The organism is Pseudomonas lurida (genome assembly GCF_002563895.1).
GTDB classification, from domain to species: Bacteria; Pseudomonadota; Gammaproteobacteria; order Pseudomonadales; family Pseudomonadaceae; genus Aquipseudomonas; species Aquipseudomonas lurida.
Window position 1 is genome coordinate 1599857 of the sequence record NZ_PDJB01000001.1, and the last position, 18341, is coordinate 1618197.

The 18341-nt window shown below is 59.5% G+C and carries 11 protein-coding genes; 4 read left to right on the forward strand and 7 right to left on the reverse strand.

Annotated features, from left to right (window positions below):
* Window positions 1–6 precede the first annotated feature (6 nt).
* Complete coding sequence (locus tag ATH90_RS07265) at window positions 7–1119, reverse strand: enoyl-CoA hydratase/isomerase family protein (protein WP_098465953.1); 1113 nt, start codon at window positions 1117–1119, stop codon at window positions 7–9.
* Between the two features lie 136 nt (window positions 1120–1255).
* Between ATH90_RS07265 and ung the strand changes: the two genes are divergently transcribed.
* The 4 genes from ung (at window position 1256) to ATH90_RS07285 (ending at window position 8882) form a co-directional block, all read left to right on the forward strand.
* The gene (gene ung, locus ATH90_RS07270) at window positions 1256–1948 is read left to right on the forward strand and encodes a uracil-DNA glycosylase (RefSeq protein WP_034104096.1); all 693 of its coding nucleotides are present in this window, start codon (window positions 1256–1258) and stop codon (window positions 1946–1948) included.
* Window positions 1949–2088: 140 nt separating this feature from the next.
* Window positions 2089–4098: a hypothetical protein gene (locus ATH90_RS07275; RefSeq protein ID WP_098465954.1), complete on the forward strand. Its 2010-nt coding sequence runs from the start codon at window positions 2089–2091 to the stop codon at window positions 4096–4098.
* A 363-nt stretch (window positions 4099–4461) separates the two neighbouring features.
* The gene (locus tag ATH90_RS07280) at window positions 4462–6393 is read left to right on the forward strand and encodes a DUF5011/hyalin repeat domain-containing protein (protein WP_098465955.1); all 1932 of its coding nucleotides are present in this window, start codon (window positions 4462–4464) and stop codon (window positions 6391–6393) included.
* Window positions 6394–6710: 317 nt separating this feature from the next.
* On the forward strand, window positions 6711–8882 hold the full coding sequence (locus ATH90_RS07285; RefSeq protein WP_420884278.1) for an autotransporter outer membrane beta-barrel domain-containing protein: 2172 nt from the start codon (window positions 6711–6713) through the stop codon (window positions 8880–8882).
* Between the two features lie 113 nt (window positions 8883–8995).
* Here ATH90_RS07285 and ATH90_RS07290 read toward each other — a convergent pair whose 3' ends face one another.
* The 6 genes from ATH90_RS07290 to ATH90_RS07315 form a co-directional block, all read right to left on the reverse strand.
* Entirely contained in the window at window positions 8996–12598 is a 3603-nt protein-coding gene (locus ATH90_RS07290; RefSeq protein ID WP_098465957.1) for a YncE family protein, read from the reverse strand.
* Between the two features lie 129 nt (window positions 12599–12727).
* Window positions 12728–13756: an AbrB family transcriptional regulator gene (locus tag ATH90_RS07295; RefSeq protein WP_098467650.1), complete on the reverse strand. Its 1029-nt coding sequence runs from the start codon at window positions 13754–13756 to the stop codon at window positions 12728–12730.
* Window positions 13749–15263 carry a tripartite tricarboxylate transporter permease gene (locus tag ATH90_RS07300; protein WP_098465958.1) on the reverse strand — a complete coding sequence of 505 codons (1515 nt, stop codon included), beginning with the start codon at window positions 15261–15263 and terminating at the stop codon, window positions 13749–13751. Before ATH90_RS07300 ends, ATH90_RS07295 begins: the two co-directional genes overlap by 8 nt.
* Before the next feature lies 1 nt (window position 15264).
* The gene (locus tag ATH90_RS07305) at window positions 15265–15723 is read right to left on the reverse strand and encodes a tripartite tricarboxylate transporter TctB family protein (protein ID WP_034104104.1); all 459 of its coding nucleotides are present in this window, start codon (window positions 15721–15723) and stop codon (window positions 15265–15267) included.
* A 130-nt stretch (window positions 15724–15853) separates the two neighbouring features.
* Complete coding sequence (locus ATH90_RS07310) at window positions 15854–16837, reverse strand: Bug family tripartite tricarboxylate transporter substrate binding protein (RefSeq protein ID WP_034104106.1); 984 nt, start codon at window positions 16835–16837, stop codon at window positions 15854–15856.
* A 33-nt stretch (window positions 16838–16870) separates the two neighbouring features.
* Window positions 16871–18163 carry an OprD family porin gene (locus ATH90_RS07315; RefSeq protein ID WP_098465959.1) on the reverse strand — a complete coding sequence of 431 codons (1293 nt, stop codon included), beginning with the start codon at window positions 18161–18163 and terminating at the stop codon, window positions 16871–16873.
* Window positions 18164–18341 lie beyond the last annotated feature (178 nt).

Consider the following 18341-nt stretch of genomic DNA (forward strand, 5'->3'; position numbering starts at 1 on the left):
CAACCTTCAGTAATCGGACAGGTCGGCCAGGGGATGGCGACCCTCCCACGCTTTATTGAAATGCGCCTGCACCACCGCATCCGGAATCGAATTGATATCCGGCCAATGCCAATGCGGCGTCTGGTCCTTGTCGATCAACCGTGCGCGCACGCCTTCGCTGAATTCCGGATGACGGCAGCAATTGAGGCTCATGGTGTATTCCATCTGGAACACCTGGGCCAGGGACAGATGGCGGCCACGCTGGAGCTGTTCCCACACCAGGTGCGCGGTCAACGGGCAGCCTTCGCTGAGTGTCTTGCCGGCCCGGCTGAACAGCGGGTCGGCGTGCTCGCGCAATTGGCTCAACGCGCGCCACGCACAGCGTACATCGCCCACGTCCAGCCATTCGTCGATCTGTGCCCGGCGTGGCAGCCATTGAGCCTGCGGTTGCTGATCGACGGCTTCCTGGGCCAGCGCCTTGAGCAGGCTGTTGAGTTGCATCGAGGTCTGTTCCTGCCAGTTCAGTTGCAGCAGGCCGTCGAGCAGTGCGTCCTGCTGATCGTCGCGCAGGAAGCGGTCTGCAAGGCCCAGGTCCAGGGCGTCACGGCCGTTGATATGGGCACCGGTCAGGCCCAGGAACAACCCGAGCTTGCCGGGTAGACGCGACAGGAACCCGCTGGCGCCGACGTCCGGATACAGGCCGATGCTGATCTCGGGCATGGCCAACCGGCTGCTGGGTGTGACGATGCGTACCGCGGCACTTTGCAGCAAACCCATGCCACCCCCCAGCACGTAGCCGTGGCCCCAGCAAACCAGCGGTTTTGGGTAGGTGTGCAGGCGATAATCAAGGCGGTATTCCGCCGCAAAGAACTGCGCAGCCAAGGGCGGTGCCACGCCGGGGGTTTCCCGGCACGCTTGCGCCAGGCTGCGCACTTCACCCCCGGCGCAAAAGGCCTTGGCGCCGTTGCCGCGCAGCAGTACGCAGACGATGTTCGGATCCTTGGCCCAGGTGTCCAGGCGTTCGCCCAGGGCGAGGATCATCGGCAAGGAGAGGGCATTGAGGGATTGTTCAGCGTCGAGGCTGGCGATGCCGAGGCGGGCACCGTCGCTGCCGGTCAGCTCTTCGAAGTGCAAGTTCATCGTGACCCCAATCGAGAAGGTGAAGGATGAGTATGATCGCTTCACAGGAAAGCGCCGGTGGTGTGTCAGATCAATTGACAAGCGGGGTCGGCTTTCCTAGGGTTCGCCTCACTCTTTTTGACAAGACAATTGAACCATGACCGAAGACGACCGTATCAAACTCGAACCCAGCTGGAAACACGCACTGCGGGATCAGTTCGAGCTGCCGTACATGGCGCAGTTGCGTGAGTTCCTGCGCCAGGAACATGCCGCCGGCAAAGAGATCTACCCGCCCGGCCCACTGATTTTCAACGCGCTCAACTCCACGCCGCTGGACAAGGTCAAAGTGGTGATCCTCGGCCAGGACCCTTACCACGGTCCCGGCCAGGCCCACGGCCTGTGCTTTTCGGTGCAACCCGGGGTGCCGGCGCCTCCGTCGCTGGTCAATATCTACAAAGAGCTCAAGCGCGACCTGAACATCGACATCCCCAACCACGGCTACCTGCAAAGCTGGGCCGACCAGGGCGTGCTGATGCTCAACACCACCATGACCGTCGAGCGTGCCAACGCCAACGCCCATGCGGGCAAGGGCTGGCAGTTCTTTACCGACCGGATTATCGAGGTGGTCAGCGAGCATCAGCCGCACCTGGTGTTTTTGCTGTGGGGCGCGCATGCCCAAGGCAAGCAGAAATTGATCGATGCGACCAAGCATTTGGTGCTGACGTCGGTGCACCCGTCGCCGCTGTCGGCGTATCGCGGGTTCCTGGGCTGCGGGCACTTCAGCCGCACCAACAAGTTTCTCGAGCAGAATGGCGAAACGCCGATCGAGTGGCGGTTGCCGCCCGTCTAATCAGCGGGATACCTGTTATATCCGACAGTATCCAGAGGGTCTACTTGCGCATTAAATGATTCACCTGGCCTTGTCGGTTGGGTGCACTCCCATCGGTGGTCAATGGCCGGTCATTGATCGATTGCCCAAGGAGAGTGGACATGCCCAAATACAAACCCTCGACCCCTATTCCTCGCATGCTGGACCAGCCCTGGGTCCCAGTGGCGCTGCCATTGCTGGCCGATGAAGTGGCCTACAAGATACATCGGTTGGACCAACTCGCCCCGTTGGCCGTGCAAGTCCCTACGCTTTGGTCAGGTGGGGAACTGCTCGATCCCGGCGAAGTGACACGCGTTACCTGGCTGTGGGATGGCGAGCAGGTCGATGAGAAGGAGTTGGTAGCCCCCTATGGAGAAATCAATCTTCCGAATGTGGCAGGCGTCATACCGGCCATCCTTCTGGCGGTGCCCGGGCTGCACTCTTTGCAATACATAGTCGAGCTGGTGGAGGGTAACCCTACGGAGCCGTCCTTTCCGATCCAGATCGACGTGGACAAGGTTGCGCCCAATCAAGGGCAGCAAACCAACAAGTTGATATTTGACGCTTATATTGAAAGCAACGGCGTGACGGATGATTACTTGGCCGACCCCACCCACAATGACCAAGTCGTGGCAATCGTGCCGCCATGGCCCGATATGCGCCTGGAGGATCGCGTTGAAGGTAAGTTGACGCTGTTGCCGGCACTCCGCCGCCCGCTTTTACGCAGCGACGACATCGTGGCATCGGTTGAAATCACCCAGGCTCACAAAGACGGTGATCCCATCGAACTGGTATTTGAAGGCGAAACGTTTCGCTCTCTGCTCAGTAATCGAGAGTACTCCGCACAGTACTTTTTGATCGACCGCGCCGGTTGGCAGGGGCCAGCGTCGCGGACGTTCGCAATATTGAATGCCCTCACACCCTCGCCCATTGAGTTTCGTGCGCCTGAGGTGCCACAAGCGTTCGGCGTGGGTGCGAACGGGCGGATTGACCTGGAGGATGCCCGCGAAATCGGCGGCGTCTACATGAATATCCTGGAAATCACTGGCGCACTGGAGGGTGACGTGGTGACGCCTTCGTGGAACTTGATTACCCTTCCACAGATCATCGTGGGGCCCATTCAGGCCTGGCCAGTTCGTGTCGCGATCCCCTGGCCGATCCTGGCCCTAGGCGGTTTCGAGCTGGTGGGCGGGAGCATCCGGGCCAGCTACACCTGGCGACGAGACACCGGTATTGCGCGGCCATCCGTTGCCAGGTTCGTCCCCGTGGACCTCACCGCGGCAGGCGAACTTAACCCGGATAACCCCAATTACATGAATCCCCGGCTTTTGCGTCCAACGGTCAAGGGGTTGACGGGCGATGATGTGTTGACCCTTCTGGACCGAGATCGGCCCGCCGAGGTGGTGTTGGAGTTGGGCATTGACTTCACTGTGGGGGATTTGCTGGAGCTGATCTGGAATGACAACCCCACGCCGGTGGGTACCCACGCTGTCGCTATCGGTGAGAATCCGGGGGATTTGATCCGGTTCCAGATTCCCTGGGCGCTCATCGAGCCGATTGGCAATGGGCCGGTCAATCTCTTCTACCGCACGTTCAATGGCGTGAACCGCCAGCGTTCAAACAACAAAGTGGTGACCGTGGCGGTTTCGCCGATCATGGGGCTGAAGGCCAGCCAATACCCCGACGTTAACTATGCCCCAGGACCCGACTCCGGGTTTATTGGTTGCAGGCTCGACCCTCATCCTTCCTTCGGTGTTCAGGTCTTTGTCCCGGGGGACGATACGCGCCTGCAAGTCGGCGATGTGTTGCGATTGACCTGGGTGGGCTATGCCAGCCCCAATGGCAACCTCAGTCATGTGATCAGCGACTCTGAAGGCGTGTGGGAGTCACCGCCCTTGACCCTGGACTGGGTGCAAAACGGTTACCCGTTCACCGTGCCATTCGAGCCCTATGTGCTGTTGCCTGGGTTGGTCAAACCAGACGACTACGCCCATAAGCCTTCCCACGGCTCGGCCACTACGCGTTACGAGGTGATTCGAAGTGGGGTGCCCGTCGGCGAGTCGAATCGGAGCCTGGTGTTGGTCACGTTGATTCGCCCCAATGGTGCACCGCCCTGCATCGGGCCTGCCTGAGTCAGCGTTGAACGCGGAAGGGCGCAACGCCCTTCCCATTCATTGGCGCGCGGTTGCACGCACTTTCCAATAGAACCATTCGCGCTTTCAGCGCCTGGTCCATGCGCGCGGTTAGTGAAAAAAGGACGATTCACAGGCCTTTAGCTATCGAATGCCTAGCAGCATATTTTTTGGCTTTTGACAAGTTGTGAGCATTGACAGTTACGCCGTGAATGAGGCCGCGGTTTAATCAGCTAACCGATGTCAGGTTGTAGTGATACCCGGGAATGAAAAACGCTCTCTCCAACAACAGGGTCGCAGGTCTGTGGGTGAAATGCCGTTGTCCGGTCCTGATCCGTCCATCGATGCAAGGAGCTTAGGATCATGTCAAGCAAACAGCCTTCCAAGAGTGCCAAACTGCTCGCCAATCAGGCGCGGCATCCGCATCACCGTAGAGTCGCCGACGACCCGTTGGCGCCCGCGCCGCAGATCATGAATGCGCTCCCTGATGTAGAAGGAGACGATCAACAAAATGTGATTTCCAGGGATGTTCAGCTCGCGGGTTTGCAGCTCTCGATAGCGCGGTGGTTTCCTCTCGCGGATCCGGATGAGGAGGATACCGTTTATATTTACGCCGGTAACACGATGATCGGCTTCTACGTCTATGACGGGGATGATCCTGAGCCTCCTGATCCGGTCGAGATCTCGCTTGCGTCCGTGGCGGCGTTACGATCTCACGGGAGCAAGGAGATCACGTACAAGATTGAGCATCCCAGCGGCAACACCTCGCTCTCAGAGATAATGACGGTGTTTGTCGACACTATTGATCCCAACTACAACAACCAGCCACCAGCGATTACCTTGCCTACCGATTTGACGGGGGACATTACGCCAGCGTATCTGGCAGATAAGCTCGGGCTGGTGTGCTCCATTCCACGGATGGACGACGCCAGGCCGGGAGACACTTGGCAGGCTTTTTTCGGCGACGCAGATGAAACGGGCATCAGCGGTGAATTTCCGGACACTGGTAACGCCAGCGTTACGTTCACCACCGCTAATATCATGGCTGCCGGGCCTGGCGATTACGCTATCAGGTATATCGCGACTGACCGTGCGGGTAATTCTTCGAAGTTCTCCTTTCCCCGGACGGTCACGGTGAACGTCAACGAACCGCCGATACTCGGTACGCTGTCCGTCCTGGAAGCGCCTTTGGTGGATAAGGAAGAAGCGCGTAATGGCGTGACGGTTCGCCTTTCGTCGATTACAAATGTGCTGTCGGTGGATGTTGTTCGGGTGTTTTGGAACGACACGCTGGTCGCTGAGCAATCTGTTGGAGGGTTTCCGATTTTTCCTTTCGACTTCCCTGTTGGCTATGACCAGATTGCGCTGCCCGGTGATCTGTATACAGCCAATATTGAGTGTAGGGTAAGCCGTGCAGAGACTCCCGCCACCACGACCGTGGACGTAGACCTGGTCGAGCCCGGCACCGGCAACCCCGGCCCGGGGCCGGTGGATGACCGTCTTATCAGGCCGATTGTGCGTGGCGGCGTTGAAATGCGCGACAACCAGGTGGTAGAAGAGGATCGGAACGAGCCTGCCATCGCCAGTTTCACGATTCCGGACAACCTGGTGTCGGGCGACTTCATTGACATTTTCTACGGCTCCATGGGAGGTACGCAGGGTGACACTTATCCGGTAACGGGCACTGAAGCTCCGGATTTCCTGGTTGAACTGGAGATCGCTTGGTCGATTATCGAGCTCTACGGCAATGGAGATATTCCCTGCTATTACCGGATTCGCAACGCGATCAACTACAAGCATTCACCGAGTCAAAACGTGGCAGTCAGTACCTACAGCCTGGATGGCCTTGCGGATGCGCAGTTCACCGTGACGAGCTCTAAGGGTACGCTCAATTGTGAAGCGGGGCTGAGCCCACGACCCTGGGAGGGAGTCCCTGTCTTTATCAAAGACACCGCCACGCTGGAAGTGGGGGACATGGTCACTGTTCATGCCGCCCGCTACGCCTTTCTCGATCCAAGCGTACCGGTAGGCGATCCCATCGAGTCGCTTGCGCGAGAGGTCACGTTCAACGATGTCCAGAATGGCTTCACCGTAACGCTCGACTTGGGTGAGTGGTTCCGGGCTCACACTGCCAGTGGGGGGCGCGGGTGGGTCGGTGTCAATTGGAGCATTTTCCGGCCAAGCACGGGAGACCGAGGCACCTCGGACGTAGTGCAAGTCCAGTGGGATTTCCGTATCTCGGCGCCACCAGTGAACTCCTGTGTACCTGGTGCGACGCGGGCCGGTACGCTTTGATCGACCCATTGACCCTGTGGTCTGCCTCGGCAGCCACAGGGTTTTTTATTGAGTGCCAGCAACCGGCCTCAGTGCCATCCAGATTGACAGGGATGAGTTAAGGAAAGTCCTACATAAAGCGGTAACTCCAGTCTTTAGTCTTCGCGCCGTGGAAAACGGAAGCCTTGTCGGTATGGCCTCCGGTTTCGAACTGGTACCTATTCTGAGGTTGACTGGAAATGCATACGACTGACTCTTCTCGTTTTAAATATTCTCGTTTAACGACAGCCATAAAGCTGATCGCGGTTGCGCCCCTCTATTTCATGAGCGCCCAAGCCATGGCACTGGAGGAAATTGATGGTCGGACCAAAGACGTCTACGCCAGCGACTTTGTCGACTCCTTCACGCTGCGAAACGATGCCACCCTGAATCTTCATGAAGGCGCAATGGCACGTGGCATCGTGGCGGCCAGCTCGACGTTGAACATGAACGGTGCAAGTGTTATGTCGACCACCACGGGCACTGCGGTCGTGTTGACCAACAGCACGGCCCAGATCAACAACTCGCTGATCACCAGCACCGTGGCGGGCGGCCTGGATGTCGTGCGCAACCCGACGAGTGATACGGGCAGTGAAGCGTACCTGAACGCCAGTGAAGTACGGGGTGCCACACACGGCGCCAATGTGACTTCGCACAGCACGCTGTACCTCAACGACTCGAAACTGATCGGTGGCAGCGAGGCTGGCCTGATCTTGCGCGGCGGTAGGGCTGAGGCGTTCAACAGCGAGATCATCGGTGCTAACAACGGCATCCGCATGACACGCGAACACAGCACCGTGCCCGACTCCCCCGAACTGCGGCTGGAGGGCACACGCGTAGAAGGGCTGGCAGGCGCCGCGATCAGGGTCGATACACCCATCACTGCTGAAATCGATGTGAACAACGGCTCCACGCTGATTGGCAGCGACGGCACGATGGTCGAGCTGGCCAATAGTGGCAACGCGAACATGCGCGTCAACAACAGTGCGTTGACCGGCAACATCCTGGTCGGTACCGGCAGCGCCCTGGACCTTAGCCTTGACCGCGCCATCATGAACGGCGACATCATCAACAATGGCGGCAGCGCCAGCGTTGGCCTGAGCAACGGCTCGATCCTTACCGGTCGCCTGGAGAACGTCGACGCGCTGGCGATCAACAGCGACGCCACCTGGGTGATGGTCGACAACCAGACAGTGGGCGACCTGTCCCTGAGCGGCGGCAACGTCCGGTTCGGCGACCCGGGCGTGTTCTACCAACTGGACGTGGAGAACCTGTCGGGCAACGGCACCTTTATCATGAGCGCGGATTTCGCCACGTTGACCGGTGACTTCCTCAACGTCACCGGGACGTCGTCCGGCGACCACAAGCTGCTGATCGCCAGCACCGGTGCCGATCCGTTGGGCGAGGACCGCCTGCATGTGGTTCACACCGAAGACGGCGTTGCCACGTTCAGCCTGGTGGGCGACCGCGTGGACGTGGGCACCTACTCCTACAGCCTGATCAACGAAAACGAAGGCCAGGACTGGCTGCTGGACGCGGACAGCAGGGTGATCAGCCCCAGCACCAACGCGGTGCTGGCCCTGGCCAATGCGGCCCCGAGCGCGTTGTACGGTGAGATGACCAGCCTGCGTACGCGCATGGGCGAACTGCGCCACAGCGATGGCCAATCGAGCGGCCTGTGGACGCGTGTCTATGGCAACAAATTTGAAGTGAACAACGGCGACATAGGCGTGCAGTACAAACAGAATCAGCGCGGCTTCACGTTGGGTGCAGACGCGCCACTGTCCGGTGGCGACGGCCAATGGTTGGCAGGCTTCATGGCCGGCCACAGCACCTCGGACCTGGACCTGAGCCGTGGTAGTAAAGCCACCGTCGACAGCTACTACCTGGGTGGTTACGCAACCTGGATGGACGCTGAAAGTGGCCTTTACTTCGATGGCGTGCTCAAGTTCAACCGCTTGCACAACGAGTCCGATGTCGCCATGAGCGACGGCAAGAAAGCCAAGGGCAGCTACGCACAAAATGCGGTCACCGCGTCGGCTGAAGTGGGTCGCCACATCAAGCTGGAGGACGGTTTCTTCGTTGAACCTTATGGCCAGTTGGCCACGGCGTTCATCCAGAAGCAGAGCTACGAGCTGGACAACGGCCTGCAAGCCAAGGGCGCGCGTACCGCTTCGGTAGTCGGCAAGGCGGGCGTGACGGCCGGGGTTGATATCCAGTTGGACGGTGGCAGTGTGTTGCAGCCTTACCTGCGTACGGCAGTGGCCCATGAGTTCAACCGGAGCAACAAGGTCTCGGTCAACGGCAACAGCTTCAACAACGAGCTGTCGGGTACCCGGGTTGAAATGGCGGCGGGTGTCGCGATGGCGGTGTCGAAGAACTGGAAGGTGCATGCGGATGTGGAGCGCAGCATGGGCAAGCGCATAGACCAGCCGTGGGGTGTGAATGTGGGGGTGCGGTACGATTTTTAAAGTGGGAACTTATCGTTTAACTGCAGTGCACATTGATAAGTAACAAAAAATGCCCCGTATCGGAAGATACGGGGCATTTTTTTTCGCTTTTAAGTGTATCGATTATAGGTTGGTTAAATACTCACTACCGCTACGGTATTATTCCCAGAGTTGCACACCAACAAGGTTTTACCATCCGGGGTGCAAGCCAGGCCATCGGGTAGATCAAAGCCGTCGATAGTGCCGACCAGTGTCTCGCTGATCGTATCAATGATTCTGACGCGGTTGTTGTTTAGCTCCGCAACATAGGCCAGTGGTTGAGTCGGATGGAAAGCGATTCCACGTGGGTTACTTATTCCCGCGAGAGAATTGATGAAGGTAAGTCCATTGCTGCTGGTGTCGTAGATGTCAACTCTGTTAGAGGCTGACACGGACACATACAAACGATCGCTGTGTGCTTTATAGAGGCTATGGGCAAGTTCTCGAGCTACGCCATTGATGATTGAGTGTGTACGGACTGCGGTGTCGAGGTTAAACCGCTCTGTGGCAGTGCCCGTGATAAATATTGCGGCGCCTAGTGGGTCCGTTGTTAGTGCAGAGGACAAGGGTGATCCCATGCAGGTGTTTATGTGGACATAATCGTGGGTATAGAAATTTGAAGATGTAGACACAGTAGAACTGCCGAGAAAAAATCGCGAACCGTTGGGGCTGACGCCACACATATTAGATGCGATGAAGGGTATTACGTTACTGACGGAGAGAGTATCGGTATTAACGACCCTCGTATGGTGTCGACTGCCTGAGACGAAGTCGCCGGATATAAACAGCCTTGAATCGGTAGGGTGTAATGCCAATCCACTAGGAGTGGCACCGTAATCCACTGTTCTGACGCCATACGTCGAGAGGTCAATGACTGCAATCGTGCGATCACCGGAGTTGAGGACGCACGCCCTTGAGCCGTCTTTATGGATCACAATTTTAGTCGGGAAGCTCCCTGTCACGATCTCACGAACAATCCCCCCCGGACTCTTGCGAACCCGGTAACTGCGCTCTCCAAAGTACGTAGCCGTCTCCAGGCTGCTGGAACCATCCAGCGATACCCAGGCTTTCACCGAGACTTCGTCATCATCGTTGAGTTGCTCGAGATACTCCGCCGGAATCTGATCCAGTGTCCGCCCAGCGCTGACTTCCGCGGCGGTTACCGCGTCGCCTGGGCGCAACTTGAAGTCGACATCGGAATCCAGGTCAATCCACACCGCCAGTCCTGCGCGGAAAAAAGGCCATTTATCGATTCTCACGGTGTTTGTCACTGTGGTATCGATGACCCCATCTTTCGCCTCAGGAATACTGACCAAGTCAAACGCGTGCGCTGGCAGCGCTTCGACCTGCAATGTCAATTCATCGGATTTGGTCGACTTGCCGATTTCCACCAGGTTGTAAAACACCTTGCACGCCTCGCCCAGGTACGCACCGACAAAATTGTTCTGCACGGTAAAGCTGACGTAGTTGGTACCCGGCTCGGGCCTGGCCGGTTTTGCTGCGATGTCGGGCGTGCCAACGCCTGGTTTGCCAACAATAAACAGCTTGATGTCTGCACTCGGCGGAAGATGGTCGGTAACCACGCGGATGGTCACGACAGGTGGCTGGGGCGGCAGCACATTCAGCGGGTTGATCGAGGCAATATCGGCGCCAATCACAGTCGCTTCCACTACGGTAGGGGCTTGCAGTACCAACCTTGAACCGACTCCCATGGTGACGGTCTGGGAGAAGCGTGTCAGTGCGTGGTCGCGTTCACGGGTGTAATAGATGCGCATGCTTTGGTTGATATTGGGCGTGATGTACCTGCGCTCCAGCGTAAAGGGCAGGTCCCTGTCTACCCAGAAGCCTAATATCGGGAAGCGTATGGGCGGTTGGGTGCCACCGGCGGCGGTTCCTTCGCAGTACAGGACGACGGTATCACCTGCCTTGAAGTCGCTATGGCTCTTCACCACGACCTGGGTATCGCCGGTAGACACGGCCGGGTCGAATTGATACTGCGGCGGGGGGGCTTCTTCCACCAGAGGTTCCGGCAACGAGGCGACGGCGTGGCCGACGTTGACCGTCTCGTCCAATGAGGTGCGGGTGCCAATTTCATTGGTCACTTTATAAAGGAACCGGAGCGTACCTCCCTCAAGTTTCGCGATCTCACCGTTTGGACCATTGTTGAGTTTGAACAGGATAACGCCGGTGCCTGCCGCTTTATCGAATTCCCGATAATAGCGATCGCCGTTGGCATAGGTGCCGTCGAGGATCAGTGTCACCAGGTCGAATGCTTGGCGGCCTTCATACACCGGGACCCCCACGTTGACAAACAGCAGTTGTGGGTCAAGCACCCCATTGTTGGCGTCGATGATGATAGGCCGCTGCAGGCCCGTCTCGATAGGGGTACCGATCACCTCCACGATGGTGCCCAGGGACCCGCGGTTGGGCACATCGCGACGGATACGTTCATAGGAAAGCTGCAACCGTCCGCCGATCAGCTTGCGCAGGTCTGCATTGGGGCCGGGGATGATGACAAAGGAGGCACCGACAAGAGCGCTTGAGTCATAGGTGGTGATGAGGGCGCTTCCGTCCGCCGCACGCCCATTAACGGTCACGCGAACAATGTCTCCGGCGATGAAGTCCGGAGAGGGCGTGTTGATGAAAAAGTTGGCCGGGGCGCCATTGAGTGCATCGTGGTCAAGCGAACCGGACGGCGCCTCAAGGATAAAAGCTGCAGGCAATAACGGTTCGGTACCGTCGTTGATCTGCACGTTGAGCAACTGCGCCGGAGACCAACCATCAGACGCGTTACCCACCTCATCTATGATTTCGTATTCGCAAACGCGTGAGCCGCTGCCGACTTGTTGCCAGAATCCGTAGTAGAGCACGACCGAAATGTCGTCGCGACCGCTGGCCTGGTCCACGGTCAGTGGCTGGATGGGCGCGAACACTCCACCAACGCTCAGGCGAATACGGTCACGCGCCGCCCGATAGGTGCTGGGGGCCTGGGTATCGTCCACGGGGTAGAACTTGAACGTGACGGTAACGCCGCGTTGCGCGTCCGCCTCCGAAACACCGAAATCGATGATTTCCTGCGGGAATAGGGGTTTTGGCAGGTTTTCATTTTGCAGGGTGCTGGCCACCGGGTTGCGGCCACCGGGGCGGACGGTGTCCACTTTCAGCCTGAAGCGAGCGGTCTCATTGGTGTTACCACCGATACTGGTGACCCGCATGAATACTGGGCTGACCGGCCCGTCTGTGAGCCGCGTGCGAGGAATGTACAACGGGATGATCCGGCCCGTGTTGGCATCCTCTTCAGTGATGCTATAGGTGGCCACAGGCGTGATGGTATCCACGCAAAACAACTCGACGAAATCGAGGGCGGCCATGTTCAAGTAAGGCAGCAAGTTACACAGCAGGCCGTTGTCCAGGTGCACCGCCAGTGCGGCGTTGTTAATGCCGCCGTCGAAGCCTTCTACGTTTTGCGTCATCCCGGGAATGTACAGAGGCAGCTCGGCGAAAGGGACGTTGACGAAGTCTTGAGCGGTCTTGACTGCGTGAGTTGCTTGGGCAGGCATGAAGTATTGGGGCAACAGGCGTTGCGGTTCGGACAGATCAATATCCTGTAGATCTTTATAATGGTCGTGCGGTTGCAATGGCATGACCATAGGGAGTTGGTTGGGTTGTGGGTCAGTAAGGTGACTGTCTAGGCTCATGGTAGAAATCCTTTGTCATGCACAGGCGTGGGAGACGACCGGATGCCCCTGAGCATTCGTCGCTTGAGGAACTTAGCGTCGCCTGTGCAGGCGTGGATAGCTGTGAGAATTGACAGTGCCGACAAGCGGTCAGGGCCGGCGATTCCATCGTCTGAACAACGGTTCGGCCAAAAACAACACAAACAACAACCGCATCACCTGCATCGCCGTCACCAGTGGCACCGACAGCTGCAGGGTCTCGGCCGTGAGGCTCATCTCGGCAATGCCGCCGGGCATCATGCCCAGGGTCAGCGAGCGCAGGTCCAAGTGGGTCAGTGCGCTCAGGCCCATGGCCGCCAGCGTTGCCAGCGCCATGGTCAGCACTGTGCCAATCAAGGTGCGGCCCATGAACGAAGGCGCGCGTCGAAAGAACTGACGGTTGAAATGGCAGCCCAGGCCGCTGCCGATCAACCATTGGCCAATCTGGCTGCCGCCGTTGGGCAACCCGATGTGCAGGTCCCAGGCAACACTGGCAGTAGCGCTGACCAGCAATGGCCCGAACAGCCAAGGGTTAGGCTGACGCAAGCGCTGCCAGCCCCAGGCCACCAGCGCACCGATAGGGAACAGCGCCGCCAGCCAGGCCCAGTTCACCGGCGCCGGATGAAACTGCGGTGTACCGCCTTCGAGCCAATACTTGAAGATCGCTGGTACACACAGCACCACCACCAGCACGCGCAAACTCTGCCCCGCCGCGACACGGCTCAACACGGCACCATTGCGTGCGCCGAGGTTGACCATCTCACCGGAACCGCCTGGCATGCTGGAGAAAAACGCGGTGGCGCGGTCTTCACCGCTGCGGCGCATCAACCACACGCCAACCACGCTCGACAGGCTGGTAACCAGCGCGCCGAAGAAGATCAGGCCGAAGTGGCTCATGACCTGCTCGATCACCACTGGGGTGAAGTGCAGGCCGATACCGATGCCCACCACCCACTGGCCGCATTTGCGCCCGCCGGGTATCTCCGCCAACTGCCACGGAGTGAGGCAACGCACCAGGATGATCGCCAGCAACGAGCCGACCATGTACGGCAAAGGCCAGCCCACCAGGCTGGCCAGGTAACCGCCGGCCAGGCCGACCAGCGGTGTTCCCCACCAATGTCTGAAGGTGACCTCAGACATCGGCCACGGCACGACGCTGCAGGGCACGTTTGCGGTAGATACGCACCAGCGGGAACGCCAGCATCAGCGCGGTCAGTACCCACACGCCAAAGGTGATCGGGCTCGACCAGAGGATCTGCAGGTCACCGTTGGAGATCGACAGCGCACGGCGCAGGTTCTGCTCCATCAAGCCACCGAGGATAAAGCCCAGCAGCACCGGCGACAGCGGGAAGTCGAGCTTGCGCAGGATGTAGCCGAAGATGCCGATACCGACCATCAGGAACAGGTCGAAGGTGGTGGCGTGAACCGCGTATACGCCGATCGCCGTGATGATGGCGATCACCGGCACCAGCGCCCAGTTCGGCACAGCCAGGATGCGCGTGAAGATGCGGATCATCGGAATGTTGAGGATCACCAGCATGATGTTGGCGATGAACAACGAGGCGATCAGGCCCCAGACGATGTCCGGTTGCTGCTGGAACAGCAGCGGGCCTGGAGTGATGTTGTACAGCGACAACGCGCCGATCATCACCGCCGTGGTACCCGAACCGGGTACGCCGAGGGTCAGCATCGGCACCAGCGCGCCGCAGGCGGACGCGCCGATGGCGGTTTCCGGCGCTGCCAGGCCGCGCATGTCGCCTTGGCCGAATTTACCGCTGGCACCGGCCAGGCGTTTTTCGGTCATGTAGGCAACGGCGGAGGCCAAGGTCGCACCGGCACCCGGCAACACGCCCATGATGAAGCCCAGCAGGCCGCAACGGATGTTAACCACGAAGACGGCAGACGCTTCCTTCAGGTTGAACATCATCCGTCCGGTGGCCTTCACGGCTTCCTGGCCACGGTGGGTTTTTTCCAGCAGCAACAGGATCTCGCTGATGGAGAACAGGCCCAGTACCAGCACTACAAACTGGATGCCGTCGGTGAGGTGGATGTTATCGCCGGTAAAACGGTACACGCCGCTGTTGGCGTCGATGCCTACTGCCGACAGGAACAAACCGATCAGCGCCGCCACGAACGTCTTCAAGGGTTTGTCACCGGCCATGCCGCCCAGGCAGACAATCGCGAACACCATCAGGACGAAATATTCTGCCGGGCCGAAGGCAATCGCCCATTTGGCCAGCAGCGGCGCAAACAGCACCATGCCGCAGGTGGCGATAAACGCGCCGATGAACGAACTCCACGCCGACAACGACAAGGCCACACCGGCCAGGCCTTTGCGGGCCATGGGGTAGCCATCGAGGGTGGTCATCACGGTGGAGGCTTCGCCCGGGATGTTCAGCAGGATCGAGCTGATACGGCCGCCGTATTCGCAGCCCAGGTACACGGCTGCCAGCAGGATCAGCGCCGATTCCGGCGGCAGGCCCAGGGCGAAGGCGATGGGGATCAACAGCGCTACGCCGTTGATTGGCCCCAGGCCTGGCAACAGGCCGACCACGGTGCCGATCAGGGTGCCGCACAGCGCGGTCACCAGGTTGTAAGGGGACAGTGCAACGCCGAAGCCCTGGCCCAAGTAGCCGAAAGTATCCATATCAGTTCTCCAGAACGTCGAGCAGGCCGAGGGGCAGCGGCACATCCATGGCTTTATCGAACAGCAGGTAAAGACCGATCGCCATCAGGCTCACGATCACCACGCTGGGCAGCCAGCGGCCGCCATACAGGCGCGCCATCGGGATGCCGATCAGCATGCTGCTGAGGATGAAACCCAGGGGTTCGAAGGTGCCTGCGAACACGATCAACAGCGCGACGCAGACGCTGATCTTGATCAGGGTCTCGCGGTCCAGCGCGGGTTCCTCGACGGTGTGTTTGGTGGGCTGTGGGCGAAACAGCATGTAGATCAGTGCCAGGCTCATCAGCCCGAGCATCAACAGCGGGTAGGCACGAGGCCCCACCGGCTCGTAGGAAAATGACGCCTGATACGGCCAGGCCATCAGCGCCAGGCCGGCGCAGGCCAGCAACAGCGCGGCGGCGAAAATGCGTTGTAAGAGCATAGGAAACTCCTTGGAGACGCCTGTAGGCGCGAGATTGCTCATGAAGAACGCCAGGACGTCGCGTGTATCCAGGCAGCACGCGTCATCGTTGATGTTTTTCGCAAGCAAGCCCGCTCCCACAGAGAGGCGATTACTGGATCAGGCCGAACTCTTTGGCCAGCACTTTGTAGTCAGCCACCTGTTTCTTCACGTAGGTGTCCAGTTCCGGGCCGGTCATGGCAAACGGGAACAGCTCGCGCTGGTCACGCAGCTTGGCGAACTCGTCGGAGGCCAGCAGTTTGTCGAAGGCATCTTTCCACCAGGCATAGTCGGCGTCGCTGACTTTCGGCCCGAGGTAGAAGCCGCGCACCACTGGCCAGACGATGTCGTAGCCTTGCTCTTTGGCGGTCGGAATATTCTTCATTTCCGGCTCGTCCAGGCGCTGCTCGGAGAACACCGCCAGCAGGCGCATATCGCCGCTCAAGATGTGCGGCATGGAGTCGGAGATGTCGGTACTGCCCACCTGGATGTGGCCGCCGAGCAAGGCGGTGGCAATTTCACCGCCGCCTTCGAGGGCTACGTAACGCAGTTCGCGTGGGTTGATCCCGGCGGCCTTGGCGATCAGGGCGGTTTGCATCCAGTCCTGGCTGCCAACGGTGCCGCCGGACCCGATCACTACGCTGCCCGGATCTTTCTTCAGGGCTTTGACGAGATCGTCGAGGCTCTTGTAGGGCGAATCGGCTTTCACGGCGATAGCCCCGTAGCTGGTGCCGACGGCTGCCAACCAACGCACGGCGCTTTCATCGAAGCGACCGAACTTGCCCTGGGCCAGGTTCAACAGCGAACCGCTGGACCAGGCCACCAGCGTGCCGGCGTCGGCAGGGCGCTGGGCGACCACGGCGTTGTAGGCCACCGCGCCTACGCCGCCAGGCATGTAGGTCACGCGCATCGGCTTGCTCAGCAGTTTCTCGTTGACCAGCGCGCTTTGCGCCAGTTTGCAGGTCAGGTCAAAACCACCGCCAGGCGAGGCCGGGGCGATGCATTCCGGGCGCTTGGGTTCGTCGGCGGCCAGCAGTTGGCCGGCGAACAGCATGCAGCCGGCGGCGAGGGCCAATTTACGCAGTGAAAGGGTCATGGGTTTCTCCGTCTTTGTTGTTATGAGTGGCTACTACCAAAGCGCGACGCTGTAGCTGACCAGCAGGCGCATTTCATCCGCATCACGGGCTGAATAGTTGGAGCGGTAGGTGGCGTTACGCAGGCGCACGGCCACGTCCTTGAACGTGCCGCTTTGCACCACGTACTTGATCTCGCTGTTGCGTTCCCACTCCGTGCCGGTCTCGCCGTTCTTGAGCTTGATGTTGTCACCTGAGAGGTAACGGCTCATGAAACTCAGGCCGGGAATCCCCAGCTTGGCGAAGTCGAAGTCGTAGCGCGCCTGCCAGGAGCGCTCTTCGGCGCCGGCGAAGTCGTTGATCTGCACGAAGTTGACCAGGTACGGGTCGCTGCCATCCACATACGGGAACGCGCTGTCGCCGGACATGTGCTGGTAACCGGCGCTGAGCTTATGGCCATTGAGCGCATAGCTGAACAGGCCGTTGAGGGAGGTATTGTCGATCTTGCCGCCACGGGCACTGCCTGTGTCATCGCTGATGGCCAGGCGCAGGTCGGTGCCGAACGTGCCGGGGCCCATCGGGCGTGAAGCCACCAGGCCGAGGAAGTGCTGGCGGTACACGTCGTCGAGTTGGGCGAAGTGGTAGCTGCCGGTGATTTTGTCGGCGAATTTGTAGTCGACGCCGCCGAAGTTGAAGTGCTTGCCGGTGGCGCCGCTGAGGAAGCGACTGTTCTTGTTGTTGAGGGCGATGTCTTCGTAGTTGCTGTCGTCACGGTCCTTGGCTTTGTCCAGGCGTCCGCCGGTGAACACCAGGTTCTTGAACTCCTTGGAGGTGATCAGGCCGCCGTTGAAGGTCTGCGGCAGGATGCGGCCGTCGTTGGGCTTGAGGATCGGCAGTTCGGGGATCAGCGAGCCGATTTTCAGCTCGGTGGCCGAAATCTTCACTTTGCCGGTCAGGCCCAGCTTGGAGTACTCGTCGGCGGCGCGGCCATCGTCGTGGGTGGGCAGCAGGCCGGTGCCAGTGCGGTCAGGGCTGGAGTCGAGCTTGACCCCAAGCATGCCCAGTGCATCCACGCCGAAGCCAACGGTGCCGTCGGTGTAGCCCGATTGCAGGTTGAGCATGAAGCCCTGGGCCCATTCGTCGCGCTTGGATTGCTGGGCGCTGGTGCCGTCGCGGAAGTCGCGGTTGAAATACATGTTGCGGGTTTCCAGGGTCGCGCTACTGTCTTCGAAGAAGGCAGCCTGGCTAAGCGGCGAAAAGCCGGCAAGGGTAGCAGCACTGGCAAGGGCGGTCTGGGTCAGGCGAGAAAAACGAACAGGCGAGGGGGCCTGGGGCTGTGTCGACAGCATCGTTGTGTACTCCGTTATTGTTCTTATTTTGGCGAAAACGCTTCGAGGCGTTTTTCGGGCGCTGCGCTTCAGGCAGCTCGGTGGGCACAGACCACCTTGGCTGGATGCTAAAGGGCGAAGCTTTCACTAACCTTTCAGTTGCCTTTCAATGTTTTCGGGCTTCACAGGGCAGGCGGCG

Bases quoted from the DNA above. Each gene is read 5' to 3' on its own strand.
- ATH90_RS07265 (WP_098465953.1), bottom strand. From the start codon at position 1,119: ATGAACTTGCACTTCGAAGAGCTGACCGGCAGCGACGGTGCCCGCCTC.
- ung (WP_034104096.1), top strand. From the start codon at position 1,256: ATGACCGAAGACGACCGTATCAAACTCGAACCCAGCTGGAAACACGCA.
- ATH90_RS07275 (WP_098465954.1), top strand. From the start codon at position 2,089: ATGCCCAAATACAAACCCTCGACCCCTATTCCTCGCATGCTGGACCAG.
- ATH90_RS07280 (WP_098465955.1), top strand. From the start codon at position 4,462: ATGTCAAGCAAACAGCCTTCCAAGAGTGCCAAACTGCTCGCCAATCAG.
- ATH90_RS07285 (WP_420884278.1), top strand. From the start codon at position 6,711: ATGGCACTGGAGGAAATTGATGGTCGGACCAAAGACGTCTACGCCAGC.
- ATH90_RS07290 (WP_098465957.1), bottom strand. From the start codon at position 12,598: ATGAGCCTAGACAGTCACCTTACTGACCCACAACCCAACCAACTCCCT.
- ATH90_RS07295 (WP_098467650.1), bottom strand. From the start codon at position 13,756: ATGTCTGAGGTCACCTTCAGACATTGGTGGGGAACACCGCTGGTCGGC.
- ATH90_RS07300 (WP_098465958.1), bottom strand. From the start codon at position 15,263: ATGGATACTTTCGGCTACTTGGGCCAGGGCTTCGGCGTTGCACTGTCC.
- ATH90_RS07305 (WP_034104104.1), bottom strand. From the start codon at position 15,723: ATGCTCTTACAACGCATTTTCGCCGCCGCGCTGTTGCTGGCCTGCGCC.
- ATH90_RS07310 (WP_034104106.1), bottom strand. From the start codon at position 16,837: ATGACCCTTTCACTGCGTAAATTGGCCCTCGCCGCCGGCTGCATGCTG.
- ATH90_RS07315 (WP_098465959.1), bottom strand. From the start codon at position 18,163: ATGCTGTCGACACAGCCCCAGGCCCCCTCGCCTGTTCGTTTTTCTCGC.